The following is a 22,075-nucleotide window of genomic DNA, read 5'->3' as shown; positions in this document are numbered from 1 at the left end:
CCTGCGCGCGCTGTTCGACCTGCCCGCACCCGCCAAGCTGAACCTGTTCCTGCACGTGATCGGCCGGCGGGCCGACGGCTACCACCTGCTGCAGTCGCCTTTCGTGCTCATCGACTGGTGCGACACCCTGCACCTCGAGCGCCGGGTCGACGGCCGGGTGCAGCGCCACGACATCGGCGCCACGCTCCCGGACGACGACCTTTGCCTGCGCGCAGCGCGCCTGCTCCAGGCCGAAGCGTCCCAGCCCCTGGGCGTGGACATCACGATCGAGAAGCGCCTGCCCTGGGGCGCGGGCCTGGGTGGCGGAAGTTCCGACGCCGCCACCGTGCTGCTGGGCCTCAACCAACTCTGGGGTCTGCACTGGCCGCGCACGCGGTTGGCCACACTGGGCGCAAGCCTGGGCGCCGACGTGCCCTTCTTCATCGGCGGGCAGGATGCCTTCGTCGAAGGCATCGGCGAACGGCTGCGCCCCTTGCAGCTGCCGCGCCAGTGGTACGCCGTGGTCAAGCCGCCCACGCCGCTGCCTACCGCGCAGATCTTCACCCACCCGGCACTCACACGCGACACGGAAGCTGTTATAGTTGAGGGCTCTCTCGACGACGCATGTCGCCAGATGGATTGGGCCGGTGGCCAGGGTCGCAACGACCTGCAGCCGGTGGCCGAATCCCTCTGCCCCGAGGTGGCGCAAGCCGCCCGGTGGCTCGAGGCCCGATTCGGCAACAGCCGCATGACGGGCTCGGGCAGCGCGGTGTTCGCGAGGGCTGGCACAGGCGACGTTCCCGTGGCGACGTTTCCGCAGGCTGAATTGCCGGCGGGCTGGGAAGGTCGGATGTGCCGGGGTCTGGGCCGGCATCCGCTTGCGGACTGGGCCGACTAGAACGGTTCGAGGGTCTCGGCGTCAGCCGGGGTCCTGTGTAGGGGAGTCGCCAAGTTGGTTAAGGCATCGGATTTTGATTCCGACATGCGAGGGTTCGAGTCCTTCCTCCCCTGCCAAATCCTCTGACCCACCGTCCGGGCCTTGCCCGGCGCCCCGGAGTCCCAGCGTGCTGTTCAACACCGTGCTCTTCACCGGCAACGCCAACCCGGCGCTGGCCCAGGAGATCGCCGGCCACCTGGGCGTGGAGCTCGGCAAGGCGGCGGTCGGCCGCTTCTCCGACGGCGAGGTCACGGTGGAGATCCGCCAGAACGTGCGCGCGCGCGACGTCTTCGTCGTCCAGCCCACCTGCAGCCCGACCAACGAGAACCTGATGGAGCTGCTGATCATGGCCGATGCGCTCAAGCGGGCCAGTGCCCGCCGCATCACCGCCGTGATCCCGTACTTCGGCTACGCCCGCCAAGACCGCCGCCCGCGCAGCACGCGCGTGCCCATCAGCGCCAAGGTGGTGGCCAACCTGCTGGAGACGGTGGGTGTGGAGCGCGTGCTGACGATGGATCTGCACGCCGACCAGATCCAGGGCTTCTTCGACATCCCGGTCGACAACATCTACGCCAGCCCGGTGCTGCTGTCGGACCTCAAGAGCAAGAACTACCGCGACCTGGTGGTGGTGAGCCCCGACGTCGGCGGCGTGGTGCGCGCGCGTGCGCTGGCCAAGCAGCTGGGCTGCGACCTGGCCATCATCGACAAGCGCCGCCCGGCGGCCAACGTTTCCGAGGTCATGCACGTGATCGGCGAGATCGACGGGCGCAACTGCGTGATCATGGACGACATGATCGACACCGCCGGCACGCTGGTGAAGGCGGCCGAGGTGCTGAAGGACCGTGGCGCCAAGAGCGTCTTCGCCTACTGCACGCACCCGGTGTTCTCCGGCCCGGCCATCGAGCGCATCGCCGGGTCGCAGCTCGACGAGGTCTGCATCACCAACACCATCCCGCTCAGCGAGCCGGCCAAGGCCTGCGGCAAGATCCGCCAGCTCTCGGTGGCCTTCCTGTTCGCCGAGACCATCCGCCGCATCAGCGACGGGGAATCGGTGACCTCGTTGTTCGCGGAGCAGAACAGCAATTTTTGACGAGAGGACGGCCTGTTCGAGGCCGTCGAAGCGGAGGGGCCGTCGGCCCTTTCTTTCTGTACGGCCCTGGTCGCGGGGCCTTTTGAACTGGAGTGAACATGAAATTCACCGCTTACGAGCGCAGCCTGCAGGGGACCGGAGCGAGCCGCCGCCTGCGCCGCGCCGACAAGGTGCCGGGCATCGTCTACGGCGCCGGCACGCCCACGATGATCGAGCTCGATCACAACGCGCTCTTCTTCGCGCTGAAGAAGGAAGCCTTCCACTCGTCCATCCTCGAGATGGAACTCGCCGGCAAGACCGAACAGGTGCTGCTGCGCGACTTCCAGGTGCACGCCTGGAAGCCGCTGGTGCTGCACGTGGACTTCCAGCGCGTGGACGCCACCACCCGCCTGCGCAAGAAGGTGCCGTTGCACTTCGTCGGCGAGGAGAACTCGCCCGCGGTGAAGACCGACAAGTGCCTCGTCAACCACGTGATGAGCGAACTCGAGATCGAGTGCCTGGCGCAGAAGCTGCCGGAATACATCACGGTGGACCTCAGCGAGCTCAAGAAGGGCGACAGCATCCACGCCCGTGACCTGAAGCTCGACGCCGGCATCAAGATCGTGCGCCACGGCAACAAGGACATCACCATCGCCAGCGTGGTCGAGCCCAAGGCCGAGGAAGAGATCATCGCCACGCCGGTGGCCGCGCCCGAGAAGGGCAAGGGCAAGGGCAAGGGCAAGAAGGACGAGAAGCAGAACAAGAAGTGAGGGCGGCGGGGCCCCGCCCCGCACGCGTCACGCACAGGCCGGCCGGGTTCACCCGCGCCGGCCTTGCTGTTTCCGGCGGGCAGAATCGCCCGCGATGTCCATCCACACCGTCGCGCCGCCCGGTGGCCTCCGGGAGGTCGTGGCCGCGGCAGCGCTTCGGCTGCTGCTCCAGGGCCTGCTCAAGCCGGTGCTGTCGCCCCGCGTGCCGCTGGCGCTGCAGCGCAGCTGGCTGCGCGGGCTGGCGGCGCTGACCCTGGCACCACGCGGCGTGCGCTTCGAGCGCAGCACCCTGGCCGGCGTGCCGGGTGAATGGGTGCAGCCGGTCGCCGCCAGCGGCGTCGGCGCCCTGCTCTACCTGCATGGCGGCGCCTACTGCATCGGTGCACCGCGCACGCACCGCGCCATCACCGGCCACCTGGCCCGCTTCAGCGGGCGGCCGGTCTTCGTGCCCGACTACCGGCTGGCGCCGGAACATCCGTTCCCGGCAGCGCGCGACGACGCGCTGGCCTGCCTGCAGGCGCTGCAGGCGGCGCACGGGCCGGTCGTGATCGCCGGGGACTCCGCCGGCGGCGGCCTGGCCCTGGCCACCGCGCTGGCGCAGCGCGACCACGGCGGGCCGATGCCGGCTGGCCTGTGGCTGCTCTCACCCTGGGTGGAACTCCCGGCAGGCCAGGCGGACGCTTCGACGGCGCCCGCGCCACCGGGCGAGGCCATGCTGTCGGCGGCCTGGGCGTCGGCCTGCGCGGCCCACTACCGCGGCCCCACGCCCGCGTCCGATCCCGGCTGCTCGCCGCTGCGGGCGGAGCTCGCGGGCCTGCCGCCGGTCTGGCTGCAGGTCGGCACCGATGAACTGCTGCACGCCCAGGGCCTGCGCCTGCACGACCGGCTGGAGGACGCCGGGGTGCCGGTGTACGCGGAGGTCGCACAGCGGCGCTGGCACGTCTGGCAGCTGCACGCCGGTGTGCTGCCGGGCGCCACGGCGGCGGTGCGGCGCGCAGCAGCGTTCTCCGCCCAGGTGCTGGCGGGTGAGCAGCCGTTGACGGCCCCGCCCGCGCCCGGCGCGGCGCGCCGCCACCGCGTGCTCGTGCTCGGCGCCGGCATGTCGGGCCTGTGCACCGCCATCCAGCTCAAGCGCGCCGGCATCCACGATTTCGTGATGCTCGAGCAGAGCAGCGGCCTGGGCGGCACCTGGTGGGACAACCGCTACCCCGGCGCGCGCGTGGACGTGCCGGCGCCGCTGTACAGCTTCTCCTTCGCGCCCTACCCGCACTGGCGCCGCCGCTTCGCCGCGGCACCGGAGATCCAGGCCTACATGGAACATTGCGCCACACGCTACGGCGTGCGGGCGCACCTGCGGTTGGGCAGCACGGTGACGGCGGCACATTGGGACGAGGCGGCGGCGCTGTGGTGCCTGCGCACGGCCGACGGCCGGACCTACGAGGCCCCCTGGTTCGTCTGCAGCACCGGGCCGCTGAGCCAGGCCCGCTGGCCGGACATCCCGGGCCTGGCGGACTTCGCCGGCACCCGGCTGCATTCGGCACGCTGGGACACCCAGGTGCCCCTGGCCGGCCGGCGCGTGGGCGTGATCGGCACGGGTTCCACGGCGTCCCAGCTCATCCCGCCTCTGGCGTCCCAGGCGACGCAGCTCACGGTGTTTCAGCGTACGGCGAACTGGGTGCTGCCGCGGCTGGACCGCCGCTATGGCGTGATCGATCGCACCCTGATGCGCGTGCCGGGCGTGGCCAGGGCGGTCCACCGGTTCTGGTATGCCGTGCTGGAATGGGGCCGGCGCGGGTTCGACGAGGGCACGGCCGCCCGCGCCAGCATGCTGCGGCTGGCACAGAAGCAGCTGGCCGTGGTGCAGGATCCGGCGCTGCGCGCGGCGCTGCAGCCACCCTACCCGCTGGGCTGCAAGCGCATCATCTACAGCAACGACTTCTACCCGGCCCTGACGCAGCCGAACGTGAGCCTGGTGACCGAGGGCATCGAACACATCACGCCGCAGGGCGTGCGCACCACCGATGGCCGCGAGCACCCGCTGGACGCACTGGTCTGCGCCACCGGGTTCGACACCACGCACCTGCTGGCATCGATCGACCTGCGCGGCCGCGACGGGCAGCGCCTGGCCGATCTCTGGCACGACGGCCCGGCGGCCCATCGCGGCGTCACCGTGCCCGGCTTCCCCAACCTGTTCCTGATGTTGGGCCCGAACACGGCCACCGGGCACACCAGCACGCTGCTGTTCGTGGAGCCGCAGGTGCGCTTCGTGATCGACGCCATGCAACGCACCGAGGCCGCTGGCCACAAGACATTCGAAGTACGGCACGACGCCTTCGACCTTCACAACGCCGGCCTGCAGGCGCGACTGCGAGGCAGTGTCTGGAGCCAGTGCCGCAGCTGGTACCGCACCGAGTCGGGCCGCATCACGGCGCTGTGGCCCGGGTTCACGGCCGAGTACGTGCGCGACCTCACTCACCCCGACTGGCGCGAGTACGACATCGCCTGAGGCGGGCGACGTCGGCGCGCCCGCCTGCGCGGGGGAGCCCATCGGGGGGCCCCGCCCGGGTGGACGCGCCGCGCGAGGTCGGCCGGGATAATCCCGGACCATGATCAAGCTCTTCGTCGGCCTGGGCAACCCGGGCGCGGAATACGAGGCCACGCGGCACAACGCCGGCTTCTGGTGGATCGACGCCCTTGCCCAGCGCTGGGGTGCCCGCCTGGTCGCCGAAAGCGGCTACAAGGGCCTGCTGGCCCGCGTGAATGGCAAGGCGGCCGACGGCGGACCGGTCTGGCTGCTCGAGCCGATGACCTACATGAACCGCTCGGGCGTCAGCGTGGCCGCGCTGGCGCGCTTCTTCAAGATCCCGCCGGCGCAGATCCTGGTCGTGCACGACGAACTGGACCTGCTGCCCGGCCAGGCCAAGCTCAAGCTCGGCGGCAGCGCCGCCGGGCACAACGGCCTGAAGGACATCCACGCCATGCTCGGCACGCCGGACTACTGGCGGCTGCGCCTGGGCATCGGCCACCCCGGCGTGAAGGCCGAGGTGGTGAACTACGTGCTCAGGAAGCCGGCGCCCGACCAGCGCGAGGCCATCGAGCGCAGCATCGACAAGACGCTGGACGCCGTGGACCTGATGCTCGCCGGCAGCATGGACAAGGCACTGGCCGCGGTGCATGCACAGCCGCCGCGGCCGAAACCGCCCAGGCCTCCCAGGCCCGCCGGACCGCCGCAGGCCGTGGCGGGCGAGCCCTCCCCTCCGCCGGCCCCGGCCGGCCCCACGCCCGGAGAGACCCCATGACGCCTCGATGCATGTTGCTGGCCACGCTGTGCCTGGCCGCCACGGTGCAGACGTCCACGGCGCAATCCATCTGGCGCTGCGGCGCCGACGGCGCCCGCTTCCAGGCCGTGCCCTGCCACGACGGCCAGGCGGTGGCGCTGAGGCCGGCGCCGGACGCCGCTGCCGTTCAGGAGGCCCGCGACGTGGCGCAGCGCGAGCGGCTGGCCCTCCAGGCCCTGGGCGAGGAGCGCCGGCAGCGATATCGCGACGCCGCAGAGCGCGGCCTGGGCCCGGCCGGCATCGAGCCGCTGCCGCGACCCGCGGCGACTAAGGCTCGGAAGCCGAAGGCAGAGAAGCCGCGGACGGCGACGCCGTGGGTGACACCTGCTGCACAGACAGCGAAGTCCCGCCCTGCAGCCTGACGTACTTGGCCATCAGCTGCTCGCGCGTCTCCACGTGCGCCGGATTGACCGGGATGCACGCCACCGGGCAGACCTGCACGCACTGGGGTTCGTCGAAGTGGCCCACGCACTCGGTGCAGCGCGCCGGGTCGATGACGTAGATCTCCGGGCCCAGCGAGATCGCCTCGTTGGGGCACTCGGGCTCGCAGACATCGCAGTTGATGCAGTCGTCGGTGATGATCAGGGCCATGAGGAGGTTCAGACCTCGGTCTGCGCGACCCGTTCCTGGAGCCGCCGCAGCACCGACGGTGCCACGAACTTGGAAACATCACCGCCGAGGCTGGCAATCTCGCGCACGAAGGTGCCGCTGACGAACTGGAACTGGTCCGACGGGGTCATGAACACCGTCTCCACCTCGGGCATCAGCTGCCGGTTCATGCCGGCCATCTGGAACTCGTACTCGAAGTCGCTCACGGCCCGCAGCCCGCGCACCACGACCTTGGCGCCGTTGGCGACGACGAAATCGCGCAGCAGGCCGCGGAAGGCGATGATCTCGATGTTGGGGTACGGCGCGGCGATCTCGCGCGCGATGTCCAGCCGCTCGCCGAGCGTGAACATGGTGCGCTTGTGGTGGCCCGCGGCCACGGCCAGGATCAGGCGCTCGAACAGGCCGGCGGCGCGGCGCATCAGGTCCTCGTGGCCCAGCGTCATCGGGTCGAAGGTGCCGGGGTAGACGGCGGTCAGCACGGTGCGGGTGGTCATCGGCGGCTCCTGGGCTCCTTGTGGTCGGGCGCGGCGCGAAGCGGTCCGGCCCGGGGCTCTCCTCGGGCTCAGTCTACCTGCAGCAGTTGGGCGCTGACCGCACCAGCGCGCAGGCGTCGGTGTTCGCGCAGCCCGGCCGGCAGGGCCGCCAGCGGCTCCGGAGCCTCCAGGTACAACCAGCCGCCGGGCACCAGCAACGGCTGCGCAGCCTGCACGGCCGGCCCGGCCAGACCGGCGTCGAACGGCGGGTCGAGCAGGATCAGCTCGAATGCGGCCGGCGCCTGACGCGTCATCCACGCCAGTGCCTCGGCCGGCACCACCTGCACCATGTCGGCCTTCAGCCGGGCCTTCACGTCCAGCAGGCCGCGCACCAGTGCAGCATCGCGCTCCAGCAGCACCACCGACGCCGCACCGCGCGAGGCGGCCTCGAAGCCCAGCGCCCCGCTCCCAGCGAAGGCATCGAGCACGCGCCAGCCGGTCAGGTCCTGGCCGAGCCAGTTGAACAGCGTCTCGCGCACGCGGTCCGGCGTGGGGCGCAGGCCGGGGCGGTCGGCCACGGGCAGCTTGCTGCGTTTCCACTGGCCGCCGATCAGGCGGACCTCGTGTGGTCCGCCGCCGACCGGGCGGCCAACGTGCGGCGCTGCCGCCCGCCGCACCGTCACTGGCGCACCGGCACGCCGTCGCGGGCCAGCAGCGCCTTGGCCTGGCCCACGGTGAACTCGCCGTAGTGGAAGATGCTGGCGGCCAGCACCGCGTCGGCGCCGCCGAGGCGGATACCGTCGGACAGGTGCTCCAGCGCCCCGACACCGCCGGACGCGATCACCGGCACCGGCACGGCGTCGCTGACGGCGCGCGTGAGCGCGAGGTCGAAACCGGTCTTGGTGCCGTCACGGTCCATGCTCGTCAGCAGGATCTCGCCGGCGCCCAACTCGGCCATGCGCGTGGCCCAGGCCACGGCGTCGAGGCCGGTGTTCTTGCGGCCACCGTGGGTGTAGACGTCCCAGCCGGCATCGGCGCCCGTCAGCAGCTGCCCGTCGGCATCGCGCCGGGCCTTGGCGTCGATGGCCACCACGATGCATTGCGCGCCGTACTTGTCCGATGCGTCGCGGATCACCAGCGGGTTGGCCACCGCGGCCGAGTTGAAGCTGACCTTGTCGGCGCCGGCGTTGAGCAGGCGGCGAACGTCGTCGACGGTGCGGACGCCACCGCCCACCGTCAGCGGGATGAAGACCTGCGAGGCCACGGCTTCGATGATGGGCAGGATCAGGTCGCGAGCGTCGCTGGTGGCGGTGATGTCGAGGAAGGTCAGCTCGTCGGCACCCTGCTCGTTGTAGCGCGCCGCGATTTCCACCGGGTCGCCGGCGTCGCGCAGTTCGACGAAGTTGACGCCCTTGACGACGCGGCCGCCGGTGACGTCCAGGCAGGGGATGATGCGTTTGGCGAGCATGGCGGCTGGATTATCCGGGTTGTCCCGGCCCCCAGTTTGACAGGCCGGGCCGGGAAGCCTCGGGAACGCCGGTGCGTGCGCCCTTCCACGGAGCGCAAGTCCGCGCGCCGATTCGACGGAGGATCCCATGCTGCCTTTGCTCACCCGAACGGCGGCCATAGCCGCGTTGCTGGCCGCCGGCCCGGCCCTGGCCCACACCGTGGTCTACGAGGCCCTGCTCGACGGCCCCAGCGACGCGCCGCCGGTGGCCAGCCCCGGCACCGGCTGGGCACGCGTGACGCTGGACGACCACGATTTCACGATGCGCGTGGAAGCCAGCTTTGCTGACCTGGTGGGCAACGTCACTGCCTCGCACATCCACTGCTGCACGGCGGCAGCGGGCAGCGGCACCGCCGGCGTCGCCACCCCGGTGCCGACCTTCCCCGGTTTCCCGTCGGGCGTGAACGCCGGCAGCTACGACATGAGCTTCGACCTGACACAGGCTTCGAGCTGGAACCCGGCCTACATCAACGCCAACGGCGGCACCACGGCCGGCGCCTTCGCGGCCCTGGCCACCGGCCTGGCCGATGGCAAGGCCTATCTCAACATCCACAGCAGCTTCGCACCGGGCGGCGAGATCCGCGGCTTCCTGGCGCCGGTGCCGGAACCGGCCACCGTGGCGATGATGCTGGCCGGCCTGGGCCTGCTGGCCGCACGGCAACGGCGCGCCTGAGCGCCCGATGGCCCGGGGCCGCTCGCGCGAAAGCGCGCGGCCTCAGGCGCCGAGTTCGTCGGCGCGCCGTTGCGCGGCGGCGAAATCCAGCGCGCCGGTGTAGATGCTGCGCCCGCAGATCACGCCGGTCACGCCTTCGTCCTCGACGGCGCACAGGCGCTCGATGTCGGCGATGCCGGCCAGCCCACCGCTGGCGATGACCGGGATCGTCAGCGCCTCCGCCAGCTTCACCGTGGCCTCGATGTTGATGCCGGTGAGCATGCCGTCGCGGCCGATGTCGGTGTAGATCACGCCCTCGACACCGTAGTCCTCGAACTTCCTGGCCAGGTCCACCACCTCGTGGCCGGTGAGCTTGCTCCAGCCGTCGGTGGCCACCTTGCCGTCCTTGGCGTCGAGGCCGACGATGATGTGGCCGCCGAAGGCGATGCAGGCCTCCTTCAGGAACCCGGGGTTCTTGACCGCGGCGGTGCCGATGATGACGTAGCTGATGCCGTCGTCCAGGTAGCGCTCGATGGTGTCGAGGTCGCGGATGCCGCCGCCCAGCTGCACCGGGATGTCGTCGCCCACCTCGCGCAGGATGGCCTTGACCGCGCCTTCGTTGACCGGCTTGCCGGCGAAGGCGCCATTCAGGTCGACCAGATGCAGGCGGCGCGCGCCGGCGTCCAGCCAGCGCCGGGCCATGGCCGCAGGGTCGTCGCCGAAGGTGGTGGCGGCATCCATGTCGCCTTGTTCCAGGCGGACGCAGTGACCGTCCTTGAGGTCGATGGCAGGGATCAGCAGCATGGCGCGGTGCGGGCCGGAAGGGTGACGCGGGGTGGAGGTCAGGGGGACCAGTCGAGGAAGTTCCGGTAGAGCTGCAGGCCGTGGGCTGCGCTCTTCTCCGGGTGGAACTGGGTCGCGAAAATGTTATCCCGCGCCACTGCGCAGGTAAAGCGATCGCCGTAGTCGCTCTCCCCGGCCACGTGGGCCGGCTGTGCCGGATCGGCGTAGTAGCTGTGCACGAAGTAGAAGTAGCTGGCGTCCGGCACATCGGCCCACATCGGATGCGGACGCTGCACGACGCGGTTCCAGCCCATCTGCGGCACCTTGTAGCGGCTGCCGTCGGGCTGCAGCCGGCCTTCGAGCCGGAAGCGCTTCACACGGCCCGGGATCAGGCCGAGGCCCGGCGTGTCCTGCTCCTCGCTGTGGTCCAGCAGCATCTGCATGCCCACGCACACGCCCATCAGCGGCTTGTGCGCGGCGGCGTGCAGCACGGCCTCGCGCAGGCCGGAGCCGTGCAGTTCGCGCATGCAGTCGCGCATCGCGCCCTGGCCGGGCAGCACGATGCGTTCGGCGGCGAACACCTCCTCGGGGTTGGCCGTCACGATGACCTTCACGTCGGCAAAGCGCGCCGCATGCGCCACGGCCTGCGACACCGAGCGCAGGTTGCCCATGCCGTAGTCGACAACGGCGACGGTGCGCGTCATCGATCGCTCTCCAGCCTGGTGGCGGCCATGACGTTACAACGAGCCTTTCGTCGACGGAATCATCCCGGCGCTTCGCGGGTCCGGCGTCAGCGCCATCCGCAGCGCACGGGCGAAGGCCTTGAACACCGTCTCGCACTGGTGGTGCGCGTTCTCGCCCTTGAGGTTGTCGATGTGCAGCGTCACGCCGGCGTGGTTGACGAAGCCCTGGAAGAATTCGTAGGTCAGCTGGGTGTCGAAGCCGCCGATCATGCCGGCCTTGAACGGCACGTGCATGTGCAGGCCCGGGCGGCCGGAGAAGTCGACCACCACGCGCGACAGTGCCTCGTCCAGCGGCACGTAGGCGTGGCCGTAACGGGTGATGCCTTTCTTGTCGCCGACCGCCTGCGCCACCGCCATGCCCAGCGTGATGCCCACGTCCTCCACCGTGTGGTGGCCGTCGATGTGCAGGTCGCCCTGGGCCTCGATGGTGAGGTCGATCAGCCCGTGGCGGGCGATCTGGTCGAGCATGTGGTCGAAGAAGCCGATGCCGGTGGCCAGCTGCGCCTGCCCGCTGCCGTCCAGGTTCACGGCCACGCGGATCTGCGTTTCCTTGGTGTCGCGGCGCAGGTCGGCCGTGCGGGTTGTGCTCACAGGGACTCCTTCAGCGCTTGCATCATGCGGTCGTTCTGCTCCGGCGTGCCCACCGTCAGGCGCAGGCAATTGGCCAGCAGCGGGTGCAGGCCGGCGATGTGCTTGACCAGCACGCCGCGCGCCTTCATGCCGTCGAAGGCGCGCTGGGATTCGGGCACGCGCACGAGGATCATGTTGGCCTCGCTGGGGAAGGCGTGCACGCCCGGCAGCGTGGCCAGTTCGGCCTGCAGACGCTCGCGCTGTTCCCGCAGCACCGCCGCCTGGCGGGCGTATTCGTAGCCGTTCTCGAGCGCAAACAGCGCCGCCTCCACGTTCAGGCTGCCCACGTTGTACGGCGGGCGCACCTTGTCCACCTCGGCGATCAGCGGTGCGGCACCGCACAGGTAGCCCAGGCGCACACCAGCCAGGCCGAACTTGGACAGCGTGCGCAGCACCATCACGTGCGGCTGGTCCGCGAGCTTGGGCATCCAGGTGCGGGACGCGAAGGGCTGGTAGGCCTCGTCGATCACGACGAAGCCGTTCTGTTCGCGCACGGCCTCGACGACGGCCTGCACGTCGGCCTCGTCCCACAGGTTGGCCGTGGGGTTGTTGGGGTAGGCCAGGTAGGTCAGCGCGGGGCGGTGTTCCGCCACCGCGGCCAGCATCGCCGGCACGTCCAGCGCGAAGTCCGCCGTCAGCTGCACGCCGACGAAGTTCAGCCCGCGCAACTGGGCCGAGAGCTGGTACATCACGAAGCCCGGCAGCGGCGCCAGGATCGTGGCACCCGGCCGCCAGCAGGCCACCGACAGCAGGTCGATCAGCTCGTCGCTGCCGTTGCCCAGCATCAGCGCGCAGCCGGCGGGCAGTTCGGCGTAGGCTGCCAGGGCGCCCTTGAGGTCGTCCTGCCGCGTGCCGGGATAGCGGTTGAGTTCCACCGCCGCCAGGCGCTCGCCGAGTGCGCGCTGCAGGTCCGGCGGCAGGGTGAAGGGGTTCTCCATCGCGTCGAGCTTGATCAGCCCGGCACTGGGTTGCACGGCATAGGCGTGCATGGACTGCACGTCCTGGCGGATCGTGGCGTGCAGGCGGTCGGCGAGCGGGGTCATGCCGTGTCTTCCAGGACCGATGGCCCGACAGTGAAGGGGTTGAGAACGCGCACGCCATCGAGCCACTGGTCGTGCTGGAGGTCTTCGCTGAGCAGGAATCCGCAGGCCTGATGCCGAGCCGCGGACACCATCAGCGCATCCCAGTAGGCGAGCCCGTACCGTGCCTCCATCGCCCAGGCCGTTTCCACCGTGGCGAAGTCGACCTGCCAGGGGCGCCACTGCTGGTAGCGCCGCACCCAGGCCTGCGCATCGTCACGCGAGACGCTGGCGCCGAACTTGCGCAGCGCGTTCCAGTAGAACTCGTTGAGCACCTGCGTGCTGAGTCGCCCGCAACGCCCCTGCCAGCAGGCAGACAGCCATTGCCGGGCCTGCTCGCGCTTGGCCGGCACGCGATCGTCCACCGCGTAGAGCAGCACATTGGTGTCGACGAACACGAGCGCGGGACTCACGGCCGCACGCTCCGCCACGATGCACGGTCGTAAATCTCGTCGCGGGTGAGGTAGCGGTCGCCCGAGAAGCCAAGGCTCTTGAACTGCAGGGCCTCGCGCATCGCACGCTCGTAGGCATCGTCGTGTCGCATCTTCTCGGCCAGCATCTCGCCAATCAGCCGGGAGACGCTGGTGTTGCGCCTTGCAGCCTCCAGCCGGGCCCATTCGGCCACATGCTCTTCCATCGTGACGGTGACGTTTTTCATGACAGAACACGAACTTCGTGCAACACGAACTCAGTGTATCACTGGATTCGTGGCTTCAACCGAAGCTCCGCCGCCTGCGCATGCGCCTGCAGGCCTTCGCCATAGGCCAGCTCGGCCGCGATCGGACCTAGCGTGTGAGCGCCCGCTTCGCTCACCTCGATGAGGCTGCTGCGCTTCTGGAAGTCGTACACCCCCAGAGGCGAGCTGAAGCGCGCCGTGCCGCTGGTCGGCAGCACGTGGTTGGGCCCGGCGCAGTAGTCGCCCAGGCTCTCGCTGGTGAAGGCGCCCAGGAAGATGGCGCCGGCGTGCTTCAACAACGGCTCCCAGCGGTGCGGGTCGGACGAGGAGATCTCCAGATGCTCCGGTGCGATGCGGTTGCTGATGGCGCAGGCCTCGGCCATCGAGCGCGTGTGGATCAGCGCCCCGCGGCCGACCAGGCTGGCGCGGATCACGTCGCGGCGCGGCATGCCCGGCAGCAGGCGGTCGATGGCGGCCTGCACCTGTGCGATGTAGCCGGCGTCCGGGCACAGCAGGATGCTCTGCGCCAGCTCGTCGTGTTCGGCCTGGCTGAACAGGTCCATAGCCACCCAGTCGGCCGGCGTGCTGCCATCGGCCAGCACCAGGATCTCGCTCGGCCCGGCGATCATGTCGATGCCCACCTGGCCGAAGACGCGCCGCTTGGCGCTGGCCACATAGGCGTTGCCGGGGCCGGTGATCTTGTCCACGCGCGGCACGGTGCCCGTGCCGTAGGCCAGCGCCCCCACCGCCTGCGCACCACCGATGGTGAACACACGGTGGGCGCCGGCCACGGCGGCCGCGGCCAGCACCAGCGGGTTGCGTTCACCCTTCGGCGTGGGCACCACCATCACGATCTCGGGCACGCCAGCCACCTGGGCCGGGATGGCGTTCATCAGCACGCTGGACGGGTAGGCCGCCTTGCCGCCGGGCACGTAGATGCCCACGCGGTCCAGCGGCGTCACCTTCTGGCCCAGCAGCGTGCCGTCGGCGTCGCGGTACTGCCAGCTGCGGCCACAGGCGTCCAGCTGGCGCTCGTGGTACTGGCGCACGCGCGCTGCCGCGGCCTCCAGCGCCGCACGTTGTGCGGGGGTGATCTGTCCGAGCGCGGCCTGCAGGGCCTCGGGGCCGAGTTCGAGATCGGCCATCGCCGCCGCGGTGACGCCGTCGAAACGCGCCGTGTACTCGAGCACGGCCGCGTCGCCGCGCTGCCGCACGTCGGCCAGGATCTCGGCCACGCGCGACTCGATGGCGGCATCGGTCTCGGCCGACCAGTGCAGCACGCGGTTGAACTCGGCCTCGAAGTCGGACGCGCGGGTGTCCAGGTGGCGGATGGCAACGCTCACGACACGGCCTTCGCGAAGACGTCGATCAGCGCGCGCACCGGTTCGCGCCGCAGCTTCAGCGCCGCCTGGTTGACCACCAGGCGCGAGGAGATGTCCATGATGTGCTCCACCTCGACCAGGTTGTTGGCCTTGAGTGTGCTGCCGGTGGACACCAGGTCGACGATGGCGTCGGCCAGGCCGGTCAGCGGCGCCAGCTCCATCGAGCCGTAGAGCTTGATCAGGTCCACGTGCACGCCCTTGTCGGCAAAGTGCTGGCGCGCGATCTGCGTGTACTTGGTGGCCACGCGGATGCGCGAGCCCTGGCGCACGGCGCTGGCGTAGTCGAAGTCGGCGCGCACGGCCACGCTCATGCGGCAGCGCGCGATCTTCAGGTCCAGCGGCTGGTAGAGACCGTCCTCGCCATGCTCGATCAGCACGTCCTTGCCGGCCACGCCCAGGTCGGCACCGCCGTACTGCACGTAGGTGGGCACGTCGCTGGCGCGCACCAGCACCACGCGCAGGTCGGGCCGGTTGGTGGCCAGGATCAGCTTGCGACTCTTCTCCGGATCGTCCAGCACGGTGATGCCGGCCGAGGCCAGCAGCGGCAGCGTGTCGTCGAAGATGCGGCCCTTCGACAGCGCCAGTGTGATGGGCATGGTCAGGACACCCGCTCGATGTGTGCACCCAGCTGCCGCAGCTTGGCCTCCATGCGGTCGTAGCCGCGGTCCAGGTGGTAGATGCGGTCCACCGTGGTCGCCCCGTCGGCCACCAGGCCGGCGATGACGAGGCTGGCGGAAGCGCGAAGGTCGGTGGCCATGACGCTGGCGCCACTGAGCCTTTCCACGCCCTGCACCAGCGCCGTGTGGCCGTCGACCTCGATTTGCGCGCCCAGGCGCAGCAGTTCGTTGACGTGCATGAAGCGGTTCTCGAAGATCGTCTCCGAGACCTTGGCCGCGCCCTCGGCCACGCAGTTCACGGCCATGAACTGCGCCTGCATGTCGGTCGGGAAGGCCGGGTACTCGCTGGTGCGGAAGCTCACCGCCTTCGGGCGCTGGTGCATGGCCACGCGCAGGCCGCCGTCCACGGCCGTGACGGACGCGCCGGATTCACGCAGCTTGTCGATCACCGCGTCCAGGTGATCGGCACGAGCGCCGCGCAGCAGCACGTTGCCGCCGGCCGCCGCCACGGCGCAGAGGAAGGTGCCGGTCTCGATGCGGTCGGGGATGATCCGGTGTGGCACGGCCGGCGCATGCAGCGCAGTCACGCCCTGGATGCGGATGCGATGCGTGCCCTGGCCCTCGATGCGCGCGCCCATGGCGATCAGCATCTCGGCCAGGTCGGTCACCTCGGGCTCCTGCGCCGCGTTCTCCAGCACCGTCTCGCCGTCGGCCAGGGCCGCAGCCATCATCAGGTTCTCGGTGCCCGTGACCGTGACCATGTCGGTGGTGATGCGCGCACCGTGCAGCCGCGCGGCCTTGGCAACGATGTTGCCGTGCTCGACCACGATGTCGGCACCCATGGCCTGCAGGCCCTTGATGTGCTGGTCCACCGGGCGCGACCCGATGGCGCAGCCGCCGGGCAGCGAGACCACCGCACGGCCGAAGCGTGCCAGCAGCGGGCCGAGCACGAGGATGGACGCGCGCATGGTCTTGACCAGCTCGTACGGCGCCTCCGGCACGATCGGTCCGGTGGCGTCGATCACCACCTCGTCGCCGGCATCGGCCGAAGCGGTGTCCACACGCTCGGCGCGCGCACCCATCGTGCGCAGCAGCTTCAAGGTGGTGGCCACGTCCTGCAGCCGCGGCACGTTGGCCAGCCGCACCGGCGCGCCGACGAGCAGCGCCGCGCACAGTTCGGGCAGGGCCGCGTTCTTGGCGCCGGCGATGGCGATTTCGCCTTCGAGCCGGCGGCCGCCGTGGATCAGGAGTTTGTCCATGCAGGTGCGTCCGTTGGGCGGCGCACTGCGTGAAGCGGGGATGGCTGCGCGACGCCCTGGTGGTCAGGTGCGGTGATGGGCCTGGGCCGAGAACTCGGCCGGGGTCAGCGTCTTCATCGACAGGGCGTGAATCTGTTCGCGCATTCTATCGCCCAGGGCCGCGTAGACCCGCTGGTGGCGGGCGATGCGGCTCTTGCCGTCGAATTCCGGCGACACGATGGTGGCGAAGAAGTGCCGGCCATCGCCCTCGACCTCGAGGTGGCTGCACGGCAGGCCGGCGGCGATGAACTCGCGCACCTGCTGGGGAGTGGGATCGGCCATGCCAGGATTATCCGCGAGGGCCACAAGGCCCTGCGGCCCGGCTGGCAAGCCGGGCCGCTTCGCAAGTCGAACAACAGTCCGCAGGGACTGTTCCGTGTCCGGGTTACTCAGTCCTCGAGTTCGAACTCTTCCCAGATGACGGTGTTGCCGCTGCGCCGGCCCTTGGCCTCGACCGGGCGGCCGTTGCCCAGCGCCGCGAAGAAGGCGGTGCGGCCGATCACCACGTCCTCCTCGCGGAAGGCGCTGTCGGGCAGGCCGGTGGTGTCGATGGTCACACCCAGGATGGTCAGCGTCGGGTCGGTGGCAGCGGAGACGCTGCCGCGCAGATCGACGTCGCTGTCGGGCGAGCGGGCCTCGAGCTCGGTGGCCACGACCAGCGCGTCGCCCACCGGGCGGCCGCGCAGGCGCACGTGCAGGCCGGGCACTACGTCGGCCAGCGAGGCCAGGTCCTTCAGCTCGGTCTGCGCCGTCAGCTGCACTTCGATGCCTGGCAGGCCGGCCAGCGTGATGCGGTCACCCACCACGGTGAGCACGTCGGCCTCGACGCGGGCACCGGCCTTGAACTCCACCTTGGTCGCCGTCATCACGCCGTCGGTAATCGGGCCTTCGGCCTCGAGCTTGGTACCGATGGCGAAGTCGGCGGCGACACCGTCCTCGAACACCGTGCTGCCGGTGGTCAGCACGCGCAGGCCGGCGACCATGAAGTCGCTGACGGTGCCGGAGACGACGTAGCCCTCGATCTCCGCCTTCGGGCTGCTGGCGATGCGCGGGCCCGACGGCTCCACCTTGCTGGCCGTGAGCGTGCCGCACACCGGCGTGCCGGCACAGGCCGACCCCTTGGCCTCCACCGCCAGGCCGACCCAGCTGCCGGCAGGCATGTCGCTGACGTCGGCACCGGCATAGGACACGGTGAGCGCGCCCACGGTGAAGGTGGACGCGGCCGTGTCGTGCGCCGCCACGAAGCCGGTGACCACGAAGGGCGGCGTGGCTAGCGTGCTCTTGCGCTCGATGTAGGTGGCCGCCACCGTGCCCGCCGTCTGCGGCAGGCCATGCACCTCCACGTAGTCACCCAGGGTCGGCCGCACGCCGTTCTCGAACCGCGTCCCGGCGTCCACCGTCACCGTCTGGCCCATCACCACGTAGCGGTCGGCAGCCGCCTGTTCGACGCGGCCCTTCAGCGCGCTGTCCACCGTGACCCGCGTGGCCGTGCCGGCCGTCGCGTCGCCTTCGACGCGGGCCACCATGCCCACGCGCAGGTCGGACTGGGAGGCGTTGTCGTCGTCGTCGCGGCGGAAGCTGGCGCTGCTGGTGTCGTAGCGCACGCCATTGACCCAGACGCTGCCGAAGCCGGTGATCTCGCCATAGGCTGCACCGGTGCCGCCGATGCCGCCACCCCCACCGCCGCCGCCGGTGCCGTCGCCGCCGGTGCCGGTCCCACCGATGCCGCCGCCGCCGCCGCAGGCGGCCAGCAGCACCGCGGTGGCCGCGGCCAGGATCGCCACCCAGCGGCGACGCGTTGTCGTGGTGATGTTCATGTCAGTTCTCCTGCCGTTGTTCGGGCGCCGCGGGCGCCTCGAAGTAGTAGATGCCCAGCCCCAGGCGCACGCGGGGCGCGTCGGGCTGGTCGGGCGGGTTGCCCACGTCGTGCTCGGCCAGCCAGGCGTCCAGCCGCTCGAGCAGCTGCTGCGCCTGACGAGCGCTGAGGTCGCGGAAGGCCGGCCGCACATCGGCCGGCATGGATCGATACATCACCTTGCGCTGGAAGCGCGCGTCGGTGCTGCCGTGCTGCAGGTTGTGGTCGATGGTGTCGATCAGGTCGCTCACGTCGCTGCCCAGGATGCCGAGCTTCTCGATCTCGCCACCCTGGGGCACGTAGGCGCGCTGCACCAGGCGCACGCGCCCGTCGCTGCCCAGCTGCACGGCGCCAACGCTGACCAGTTCGTCCAGTACCGCGCGCGCCGGCATGTCACCGCTATAGCGCCGCACCAGGGCGGCGAAGCTGGTCTCGCCGTCCTGCAGCGCCAGCAGGGCGGGCTGGCCGTCTGCCGCTTGAAAGTCCGCATCGCGGGTCCAGCCGGTCACGACGCGCGCCGCGCGGTTGTAGCCTTCCTGGCTGGCGGCGCGCACCGGTTCGGGCTCGGCCACCAGGCGCTGCACGTCCTTGCGCGTCAGGCCTGTGAGGATGGAGGCCCGGGAGATCGTCGGCTTGCGCCCGGGCAGCGCAAAGTCTTCCATCGACGCCTGCACGTAGGCATGCTTGGCCAGCTCCTCGAAGGCCGAGAAGGGCACGTGGTACCTCAGCAGCAGTCTCACCAAGGGCCGCAGCAGGCGCATCAGCGCGGCGTTCACGGCGAGGTGCAATCGGTTGGCGGCATCCATGTTTGGGAGTTTTATCCCAAACTGACCGAGTGTCAAGGCCTTTCGCCGAGCCCGTGCTTGTCGATGCGGTAACGAAGCGTGTCCCGGCTGATGCCGAGCTCACGTGCCGCGCGGCTGACGTTGCCGCCGGTGCGGGCCAGCGCCTCGGTCAACGCCAGACGCTCCATGTCGGGCAGGGTCGTGGTCGCGTCCGCCGTCAGGCGCGCCACCGGCACGGCCATGGCCTCGTCACGCAGCGCCAGGTCCTCGAGGTCGAGCGTCGCGCCACGCGCCAGCAGCACCGCCTGCTCCAGCAGGTTGCGCAGTTCGCGCACGTTGCCGGGCCAGGCGTGGCGCTGCAGCGCGTCCCGCGCCCGCGGGGTCAGCGTCGGGCAGGGCCTGCCGTAGCGTGCGGCGTGCGCGGCCAGGAAGCCGTCGGCCAGTTGCAGCACGTCGTCACCACGGTCGCGCAGTGGCGGCAGGTCCAGTTCCACCACGCGCAGGCGGAAGTAGAGGTCGGCGCGGAAGCGGCCCTCGCGCACCAGGCGGTCCAGTGGCTGGTGGGTGGCGGCGACGATGCGCACGTCCACCTGCTGCTCGCGCAGGCTGCCCAGGCGGCGCACCCGGTGCTCCTCCAGCAGCTTCAGCAGCTTGGCCTGCAAGGGCAGCTCCATGTCGCCGATCTCGTCGAGGAACAGCGTGCCGCCCTCGGCCGTCTCCACCAGGCCGAGCTTGCGCTCGCGGGCATCGGTGAAGGCACCGCGCTCGTGGCCGAAGAGTTCCGACTCCAGCAGCTGCGCCGGCAGCGCGGCGCAGTTCAGTTCGACGAACGGCCGGTCGCGCCGCGCACCGCTGAAGTGCAGCGCGCGCGCGACAAGCTCCTTGCCGGTGCCGGTCTCGCCGCGCACCAGCACCGCCGGTGGCGGCCCGTCCTGCAGGTGGGCCTCGGCCTGCAGCAACTGGCGCAGGCGGTCCTTCAGGCGCAGCATGCCGGGCGAGACACCGCGCAGTGCCTCCAGCGCGGCACCATCGGCCTCGCGTCGGCGGTGGTAGGCCAGCTCGCTGTCGCGCTGCGTGGCCCCGGCCGCGCGTTCCAGCAGCAGGCGCAGCTTGGCCAGCGGCACGGGCTTGGTCAGGAAGTCCAGCACGCCGGCCTTCATGGCCTCCACCGCCATCTCCACGTCGCCGTGGCCGGTGACCATGATCACCGCCGGCGAGGCGTCGAGTTCCCGCAGCCGCGCCAGCATCGCCATGCCGTCCATGCCGGGCAGGTGCACGTCGAGCACGATGGCATCGGGCCGGAACTCGGCCATGCGCGCCAGCGCTTCTTCCGCGCTGCCGGCGATCTCCACCTCGAAGCCGTGGCGCCCCAGGTAGGTGGCCATGTTGCGTGCGAGGACCTCCTCGTCCTCGACGATCAGCACCGCTGTCGACATGTCGTCAAGCTCCTTCAGGCCGCCGCGCGGCGCAAGGTGATCTCCACCCGGGTGCCGCCGCCGGCGGCATCGTCGATGCGCAGCTGGCCACCGTGGCGACGCAGCACCCGGCGCGCCAGGGCCAGGCCCACGCCCAGCCCCTGGGGCTTGGTCGTGAACAGCGGCTGGCCGGCGCGCTGTCGCGCCTCCTTCGACAGGCCAGGGCCGTCGTCCTGCACACCCAGCGTCAGCGTCGTGGCGTCGGCGCGCGCGTCGAAGCACACGCGGCCACCGCGCGGCAGGGCCTCCAGCGCATTGGCCAGCACGCTGCGCAGCACCTGGCCCACCAGCAGCGGGTCGGCCAGCACCGGCGGCAGGTCCTCGGGCAGTTCGGCCTGCAGTTGCACACGTCGTCGCTGGGCTGCGATGGCCACTTCGTCGCAGGCGCTGTGCACCAGCGGCGCCAGCGCCAGGGCCGCCGGCCGCAGCGGCGTGTCGGCCGCGTAGCCCAGCCATTCGCGCAGCCACGCCCCCAGTCGGTCGCATTGGGCCACGATGTCGGCCGCCTCGGTGCGCGCCGCGGGGGCCAGCTCCTGCACCAGTTCCGCCGAACTGCGGATGGTGGCCAATGGGTTGCGGATGCCGTGCGCCACCACGCTGGCCATCTCGCCCACCACCGCCAGCGCCTCGTTGTCCAGCAGCCGGCGCTCCTGACTCTGCATGATGCGGTCGGCCCGCCGCACCAGGCCGAACAGCGCCAGGAACAATAGCGCGCCGAAGGCCAGCGCACCGAGCGTGATCCAGCGGCGCAGGTCGGCCAGCAGCAGCGTCAGGCCACGCGGGTGCTTGTAGAACTCGATGGCGCCCAGGACCTCCTGCCCCGCAGCGTCCCGCACGGGCACATAGATCTCGACGAACAGTGCCTCGGGCGTGACCAGGGCCACGTGCTCGGCCTTGGTGTCGAGCTCGTCGCCGGCGTCCACCTTCTCCACCACGACGTCGCCGCGCAGGGCCAGGTCGAGTTCCGGGTTGGGCCCGAACTGGCGCCCGATCAGCGTCGGGTCGCTGGACCAGATCACCCGCCGCTGGCGGTCGTAGACGTTGGCGCGCAGCACGTCCGGGATGCGCGCGATGTGCTCGAACGACACCAGCACGTCCGGTGGCAGCGGCCCGGGAGCCGCCAGGAAGCGCTGCAGCGGCGTCTCCACCAGGATCAGGCTCTGCACGAAGTCCCGAGTTAGCGTGCCCTCCTGCCACAGCATGCGCTGGGTCACGAACCAGCCCAGCAGGCTCACGCTGCTGGCCGTGATGGCCGCCACCAGGGCCATCGACACCAGCCCGAACCAGCGTGTCAGGCGAAAGCGCCGCGCGCCCCCCTGCGCCCCCACCACCCCCTGTTCCGGGTCATTTGCCCCACCCAAGCCTGGGGCACCGGTGTCTGGCGGTTCGCCGCTTCTCAATGAAATCAACAACTTGCG

At 70.8% G+C, this 22,075-nt stretch carries 24 protein-coding genes and 1 tRNA gene; 7 read left to right on the top strand and 18 right to left on the bottom strand.

The window, feature by feature from the left end:
- The first annotated feature begins 1 nt into the window (after position 1).
- From ispE to pth, 6 genes are all read left to right on the top strand, one after another.
- Positions 2–877: a 4-(cytidine 5'-diphospho)-2-C-methyl-D-erythritol kinase gene (gene ispE, locus ENE75_RS01160; protein WP_199232223.1), complete on the top strand. Its 876-nt coding sequence runs from the start codon at positions 2–4 to the stop codon at positions 875–877.
- Positions 878–916: 39 nt separating this feature from the next.
- A tRNA-Gln gene (locus tag ENE75_RS01155) sits at positions 917–993 on the top strand.
- Positions 994–1,043: 50 nt separating this feature from the next.
- Positions 1,044–2,006: a ribose-phosphate pyrophosphokinase gene (locus ENE75_RS01150; RefSeq protein ID WP_128194792.1), complete on the top strand. Its 963-nt coding sequence runs from the start codon at positions 1,044–1,046 to the stop codon at positions 2,004–2,006.
- Between the two features lie 98 nt (positions 2,007–2,104).
- Positions 2,105–2,755, top strand: coding sequence for a 50S ribosomal protein L25/general stress protein Ctc (locus ENE75_RS01145; protein ID WP_128194790.1), 651 nt, complete (start codon positions 2,105–2,107; stop codon positions 2,753–2,755).
- Between the two features lie 94 nt (positions 2,756–2,849).
- The gene (locus tag ENE75_RS01140) at positions 2,850–5,261 is read left to right on the top strand and encodes an alpha/beta hydrolase fold domain-containing protein (RefSeq protein ID WP_128194788.1); all 2,412 of its coding nucleotides are present in this window, start codon (positions 2,850–2,852) and stop codon (positions 5,259–5,261) included.
- A gap of 100 nt (positions 5,262–5,361) precedes the next feature.
- Entirely contained in the window at positions 5,362–6,054 is a 693-nt protein-coding gene (pth, locus tag ENE75_RS01135; RefSeq protein ID WP_128194786.1) for an aminoacyl-tRNA hydrolase, read from the top strand.
- A gap of 306 nt (positions 6,055–6,360) precedes the next feature.
- Here the strand turns inward: pth and ENE75_RS01130 are convergent, their stop codons facing one another.
- The 4 genes from ENE75_RS01130 to hisF form a co-directional block, all read right to left on the bottom strand.
- Complete coding sequence (locus tag ENE75_RS01130; RefSeq protein WP_128194784.1) at positions 6,361–6,684, bottom strand: YfhL family 4Fe-4S dicluster ferredoxin; 324 nt, start codon at positions 6,682–6,684, stop codon at positions 6,361–6,363.
- Positions 6,685–6,692: 8 nt separating this feature from the next.
- Entirely contained in the window at positions 6,693–7,196 is a 504-nt protein-coding gene (gene coaD, locus ENE75_RS01125) for a pantetheine-phosphate adenylyltransferase (protein ID WP_199232185.1), read from the bottom strand.
- Positions 7,197–7,264: 68 nt separating this feature from the next.
- Entirely contained in the window at positions 7,265–7,858 is a 594-nt protein-coding gene (gene rsmD / locus ENE75_RS01120) for a 16S rRNA (guanine(966)-N(2))-methyltransferase RsmD (RefSeq protein WP_128194782.1), read from the bottom strand.
- Positions 7,855–8,643 carry an imidazole glycerol phosphate synthase subunit HisF gene (gene hisF, locus ENE75_RS01115; RefSeq protein WP_128194780.1) on the bottom strand — a complete coding sequence of 263 codons (789 nt, stop codon included), beginning with the start codon at positions 8,641–8,643 and terminating at the stop codon, positions 7,855–7,857. The genes rsmD and hisF overlap by 4 nt, the downstream gene beginning before the upstream one ends.
- A gap of 127 nt (positions 8,644–8,770) precedes the next feature.
- On the opposite strand from hisF, the gene ENE75_RS01110 reads away from it, so the two are divergent.
- Positions 8,771–9,355 (top strand): CHRD domain-containing protein, encoded by a 585-nt coding sequence (locus ENE75_RS01110; protein WP_128194778.1) that lies wholly within the window; start codon positions 8,771–8,773, stop codon positions 9,353–9,355.
- 42 nt (positions 9,356–9,397) lie between these two features.
- Here the strand turns inward: ENE75_RS01110 and hisA are convergent, their stop codons facing one another.
- The 14 genes from hisA to ENE75_RS01040 form a co-directional block, all read right to left on the bottom strand.
- Positions 9,398–10,138 (bottom strand): 1-(5-phosphoribosyl)-5-[(5-phosphoribosylamino)methylideneamino]imidazole-4-carboxamide isomerase, encoded by a 741-nt coding sequence (gene hisA, locus ENE75_RS01105; protein WP_128194776.1) that lies wholly within the window; start codon positions 10,136–10,138, stop codon positions 9,398–9,400.
- Positions 10,139–10,176: 38 nt separating this feature from the next.
- A complete protein-coding gene (hisH, locus tag ENE75_RS01100) occupies positions 10,177–10,821 on the bottom strand; it encodes an imidazole glycerol phosphate synthase subunit HisH (protein WP_128194773.1) in 645 nt (214 codons plus the stop codon).
- Between the two features lie 33 nt (positions 10,822–10,854).
- Positions 10,855–11,451 (bottom strand): imidazoleglycerol-phosphate dehydratase HisB, encoded by a 597-nt coding sequence (hisB, locus tag ENE75_RS01095; RefSeq protein ID WP_128194771.1) that lies wholly within the window; start codon positions 11,449–11,451, stop codon positions 10,855–10,857.
- On the bottom strand, positions 11,448–12,533 hold the full coding sequence (gene hisC, locus ENE75_RS01090) for a histidinol-phosphate transaminase (protein ID WP_128194769.1): 1,086 nt from the start codon (positions 12,531–12,533) through the stop codon (positions 11,448–11,450). Before hisC ends, hisB begins: the two co-directional genes overlap by 4 nt.
- A complete protein-coding gene (locus ENE75_RS01085; protein ID WP_128194767.1) occupies positions 12,530–12,982 on the bottom strand; it encodes a PIN domain-containing protein in 453 nt (150 codons plus the stop codon). Before ENE75_RS01085 ends, hisC begins: the two co-directional genes overlap by 4 nt.
- Positions 12,979–13,227, bottom strand: coding sequence for a CopG family transcriptional regulator (locus ENE75_RS01080; RefSeq protein WP_128194765.1), 249 nt, complete (start codon positions 13,225–13,227; stop codon positions 12,979–12,981). Before ENE75_RS01080 ends, ENE75_RS01085 begins: the two co-directional genes overlap by 4 nt.
- A gap of 38 nt (positions 13,228–13,265) precedes the next feature.
- Positions 13,266–14,588, bottom strand: a complete 1,323-nt coding sequence (gene hisD, locus ENE75_RS01075; protein ID WP_128194763.1) for a histidinol dehydrogenase — start codon at positions 14,586–14,588, stop codon at positions 13,266–13,268.
- Entirely contained in the window at positions 14,585–15,223 is a 639-nt protein-coding gene (gene hisG, locus ENE75_RS01070; protein WP_128194761.1) for an ATP phosphoribosyltransferase, read from the bottom strand. Before hisG ends, hisD begins: the two co-directional genes overlap by 4 nt.
- 2 nt (positions 15,224–15,225) lie before the next feature.
- Positions 15,226–16,503, bottom strand: a complete 1,278-nt coding sequence (murA, locus tag ENE75_RS01065) for a UDP-N-acetylglucosamine 1-carboxyvinyltransferase (RefSeq protein WP_128194759.1) — start codon at positions 16,501–16,503, stop codon at positions 15,226–15,228.
- A gap of 63 nt (positions 16,504–16,566) precedes the next feature.
- Entirely contained in the window at positions 16,567–16,824 is a 258-nt protein-coding gene (locus ENE75_RS01060) for a BolA family protein (RefSeq protein ID WP_128194757.1), read from the bottom strand.
- 107 nt (positions 16,825–16,931) lie between these two features.
- Entirely contained in the window at positions 16,932–18,359 is a 1,428-nt protein-coding gene (locus ENE75_RS01055; protein WP_128194755.1) for a DUF5666 domain-containing protein, read from the bottom strand.
- 1 nt (position 18,360) lies between these two features.
- Positions 18,361–19,203, bottom strand: a complete 843-nt coding sequence (locus tag ENE75_RS01050) for a DUF6502 family protein (protein ID WP_128194753.1) — start codon at positions 19,201–19,203, stop codon at positions 18,361–18,363.
- Positions 19,204–19,235: 32 nt separating this feature from the next.
- Positions 19,236–20,618, bottom strand: coding sequence for a sigma-54-dependent transcriptional regulator (locus tag ENE75_RS01045; RefSeq protein ID WP_128194751.1), 1,383 nt, complete (start codon positions 20,616–20,618; stop codon positions 19,236–19,238).
- Positions 20,619–20,632: 14 nt separating this feature from the next.
- A complete protein-coding gene (locus ENE75_RS01040) occupies positions 20,633–21,925 on the bottom strand; it encodes a sensor histidine kinase (protein ID WP_233258941.1) in 1,293 nt (430 codons plus the stop codon).
- Positions 21,926–22,075: the final 150 nt, after the last annotated feature.

The sequence above is a fragment of the Rubrivivax albus genome (assembly GCF_004016515.1).
GTDB lineage: Bacteria > Pseudomonadota > Gammaproteobacteria > Burkholderiales > Burkholderiaceae_C > Rubrivivax > Rubrivivax albus.
Note: the sequence above shows the minus strand (reverse complement) of the source record. Positions and strands in the feature narration are given on the sequence as shown.

What these genes read in the sequence shown, in the direction of transcription:
- ENE75_RS01145 (WP_128194790.1), top strand. Translation starts at nt 2,105, where the DNA reads ATGAAATTCACCGCTTACGAGCGCAGCCTGCAGGGGACCGGAGCGAGC.
- ENE75_RS01140 (WP_128194788.1), top strand. Translation starts at nt 2,850, where the DNA reads ATGTCCATCCACACCGTCGCGCCGCCCGGTGGCCTCCGGGAGGTCGTG.
- pth (WP_128194786.1), top strand. Translation starts at nt 5,362, where the DNA reads ATGATCAAGCTCTTCGTCGGCCTGGGCAACCCGGGCGCGGAATACGAG.
- ENE75_RS01130 (WP_128194784.1), bottom strand. Translation starts at nt 6,684, where the DNA reads ATGGCCCTGATCATCACCGACGACTGCATCAACTGCGATGTCTGCGAG.
- coaD (WP_199232185.1), bottom strand. Translation starts at nt 7,196, where the DNA reads ATGACCACCCGCACCGTGCTGACCGCCGTCTACCCCGGCACCTTCGAC.
- hisF (WP_128194780.1), bottom strand. Translation starts at nt 8,643, where the DNA reads ATGCTCGCCAAACGCATCATCCCCTGCCTGGACGTCACCGGCGGCCGC.
- ENE75_RS01110 (WP_128194778.1), top strand. Translation starts at nt 8,771, where the DNA reads ATGCTGCCTTTGCTCACCCGAACGGCGGCCATAGCCGCGTTGCTGGCC.
- hisA (WP_128194776.1), bottom strand. Translation starts at nt 10,138, where the DNA reads ATGCTGCTGATCCCTGCCATCGACCTCAAGGACGGTCACTGCGTCCGC.
- hisH (WP_128194773.1), bottom strand. Translation starts at nt 10,821, where the DNA reads ATGACGCGCACCGTCGCCGTTGTCGACTACGGCATGGGCAACCTGCGC.
- hisC (WP_128194769.1), bottom strand. Translation starts at nt 12,533, where the DNA reads ATGACCCCGCTCGCCGACCGCCTGCACGCCACGATCCGCCAGGACGTG.
- ENE75_RS01080 (WP_128194765.1), bottom strand. Translation starts at nt 13,227, where the DNA reads ATGAAAAACGTCACCGTCACGATGGAAGAGCATGTGGCCGAATGGGCC.
- hisG (WP_128194761.1), bottom strand. Translation starts at nt 15,223, where the DNA reads ATGCCCATCACACTGGCGCTGTCGAAGGGCCGCATCTTCGACGACACG.
- murA (WP_128194759.1), bottom strand. Translation starts at nt 16,503, where the DNA reads ATGGACAAACTCCTGATCCACGGCGGCCGCCGGCTCGAAGGCGAAATC.
- ENE75_RS01060 (WP_128194757.1), bottom strand. Translation starts at nt 16,824, where the DNA reads ATGGCCGATCCCACTCCCCAGCAGGTGCGCGAGTTCATCGCCGCCGGC.
- ENE75_RS01055 (WP_128194755.1), bottom strand. Translation starts at nt 18,359, where the DNA reads ATGAACATCACCACGACAACGCGTCGCCGCTGGGTGGCGATCCTGGCC.
- ENE75_RS01050 (WP_128194753.1), bottom strand. Translation starts at nt 19,203, where the DNA reads ATGGATGCCGCCAACCGATTGCACCTCGCCGTGAACGCCGCGCTGATG.
- ENE75_RS01045 (WP_128194751.1), bottom strand. Translation starts at nt 20,618, where the DNA reads ATGTCGACAGCGGTGCTGATCGTCGAGGACGAGGAGGTCCTCGCACGC.
- ENE75_RS01040 (WP_233258941.1), bottom strand. Translation starts at nt 21,925, where the DNA reads ATGGCCCTGGTGGCGGCCATCACGGCCAGCAGCGTGAGCCTGCTGGGC.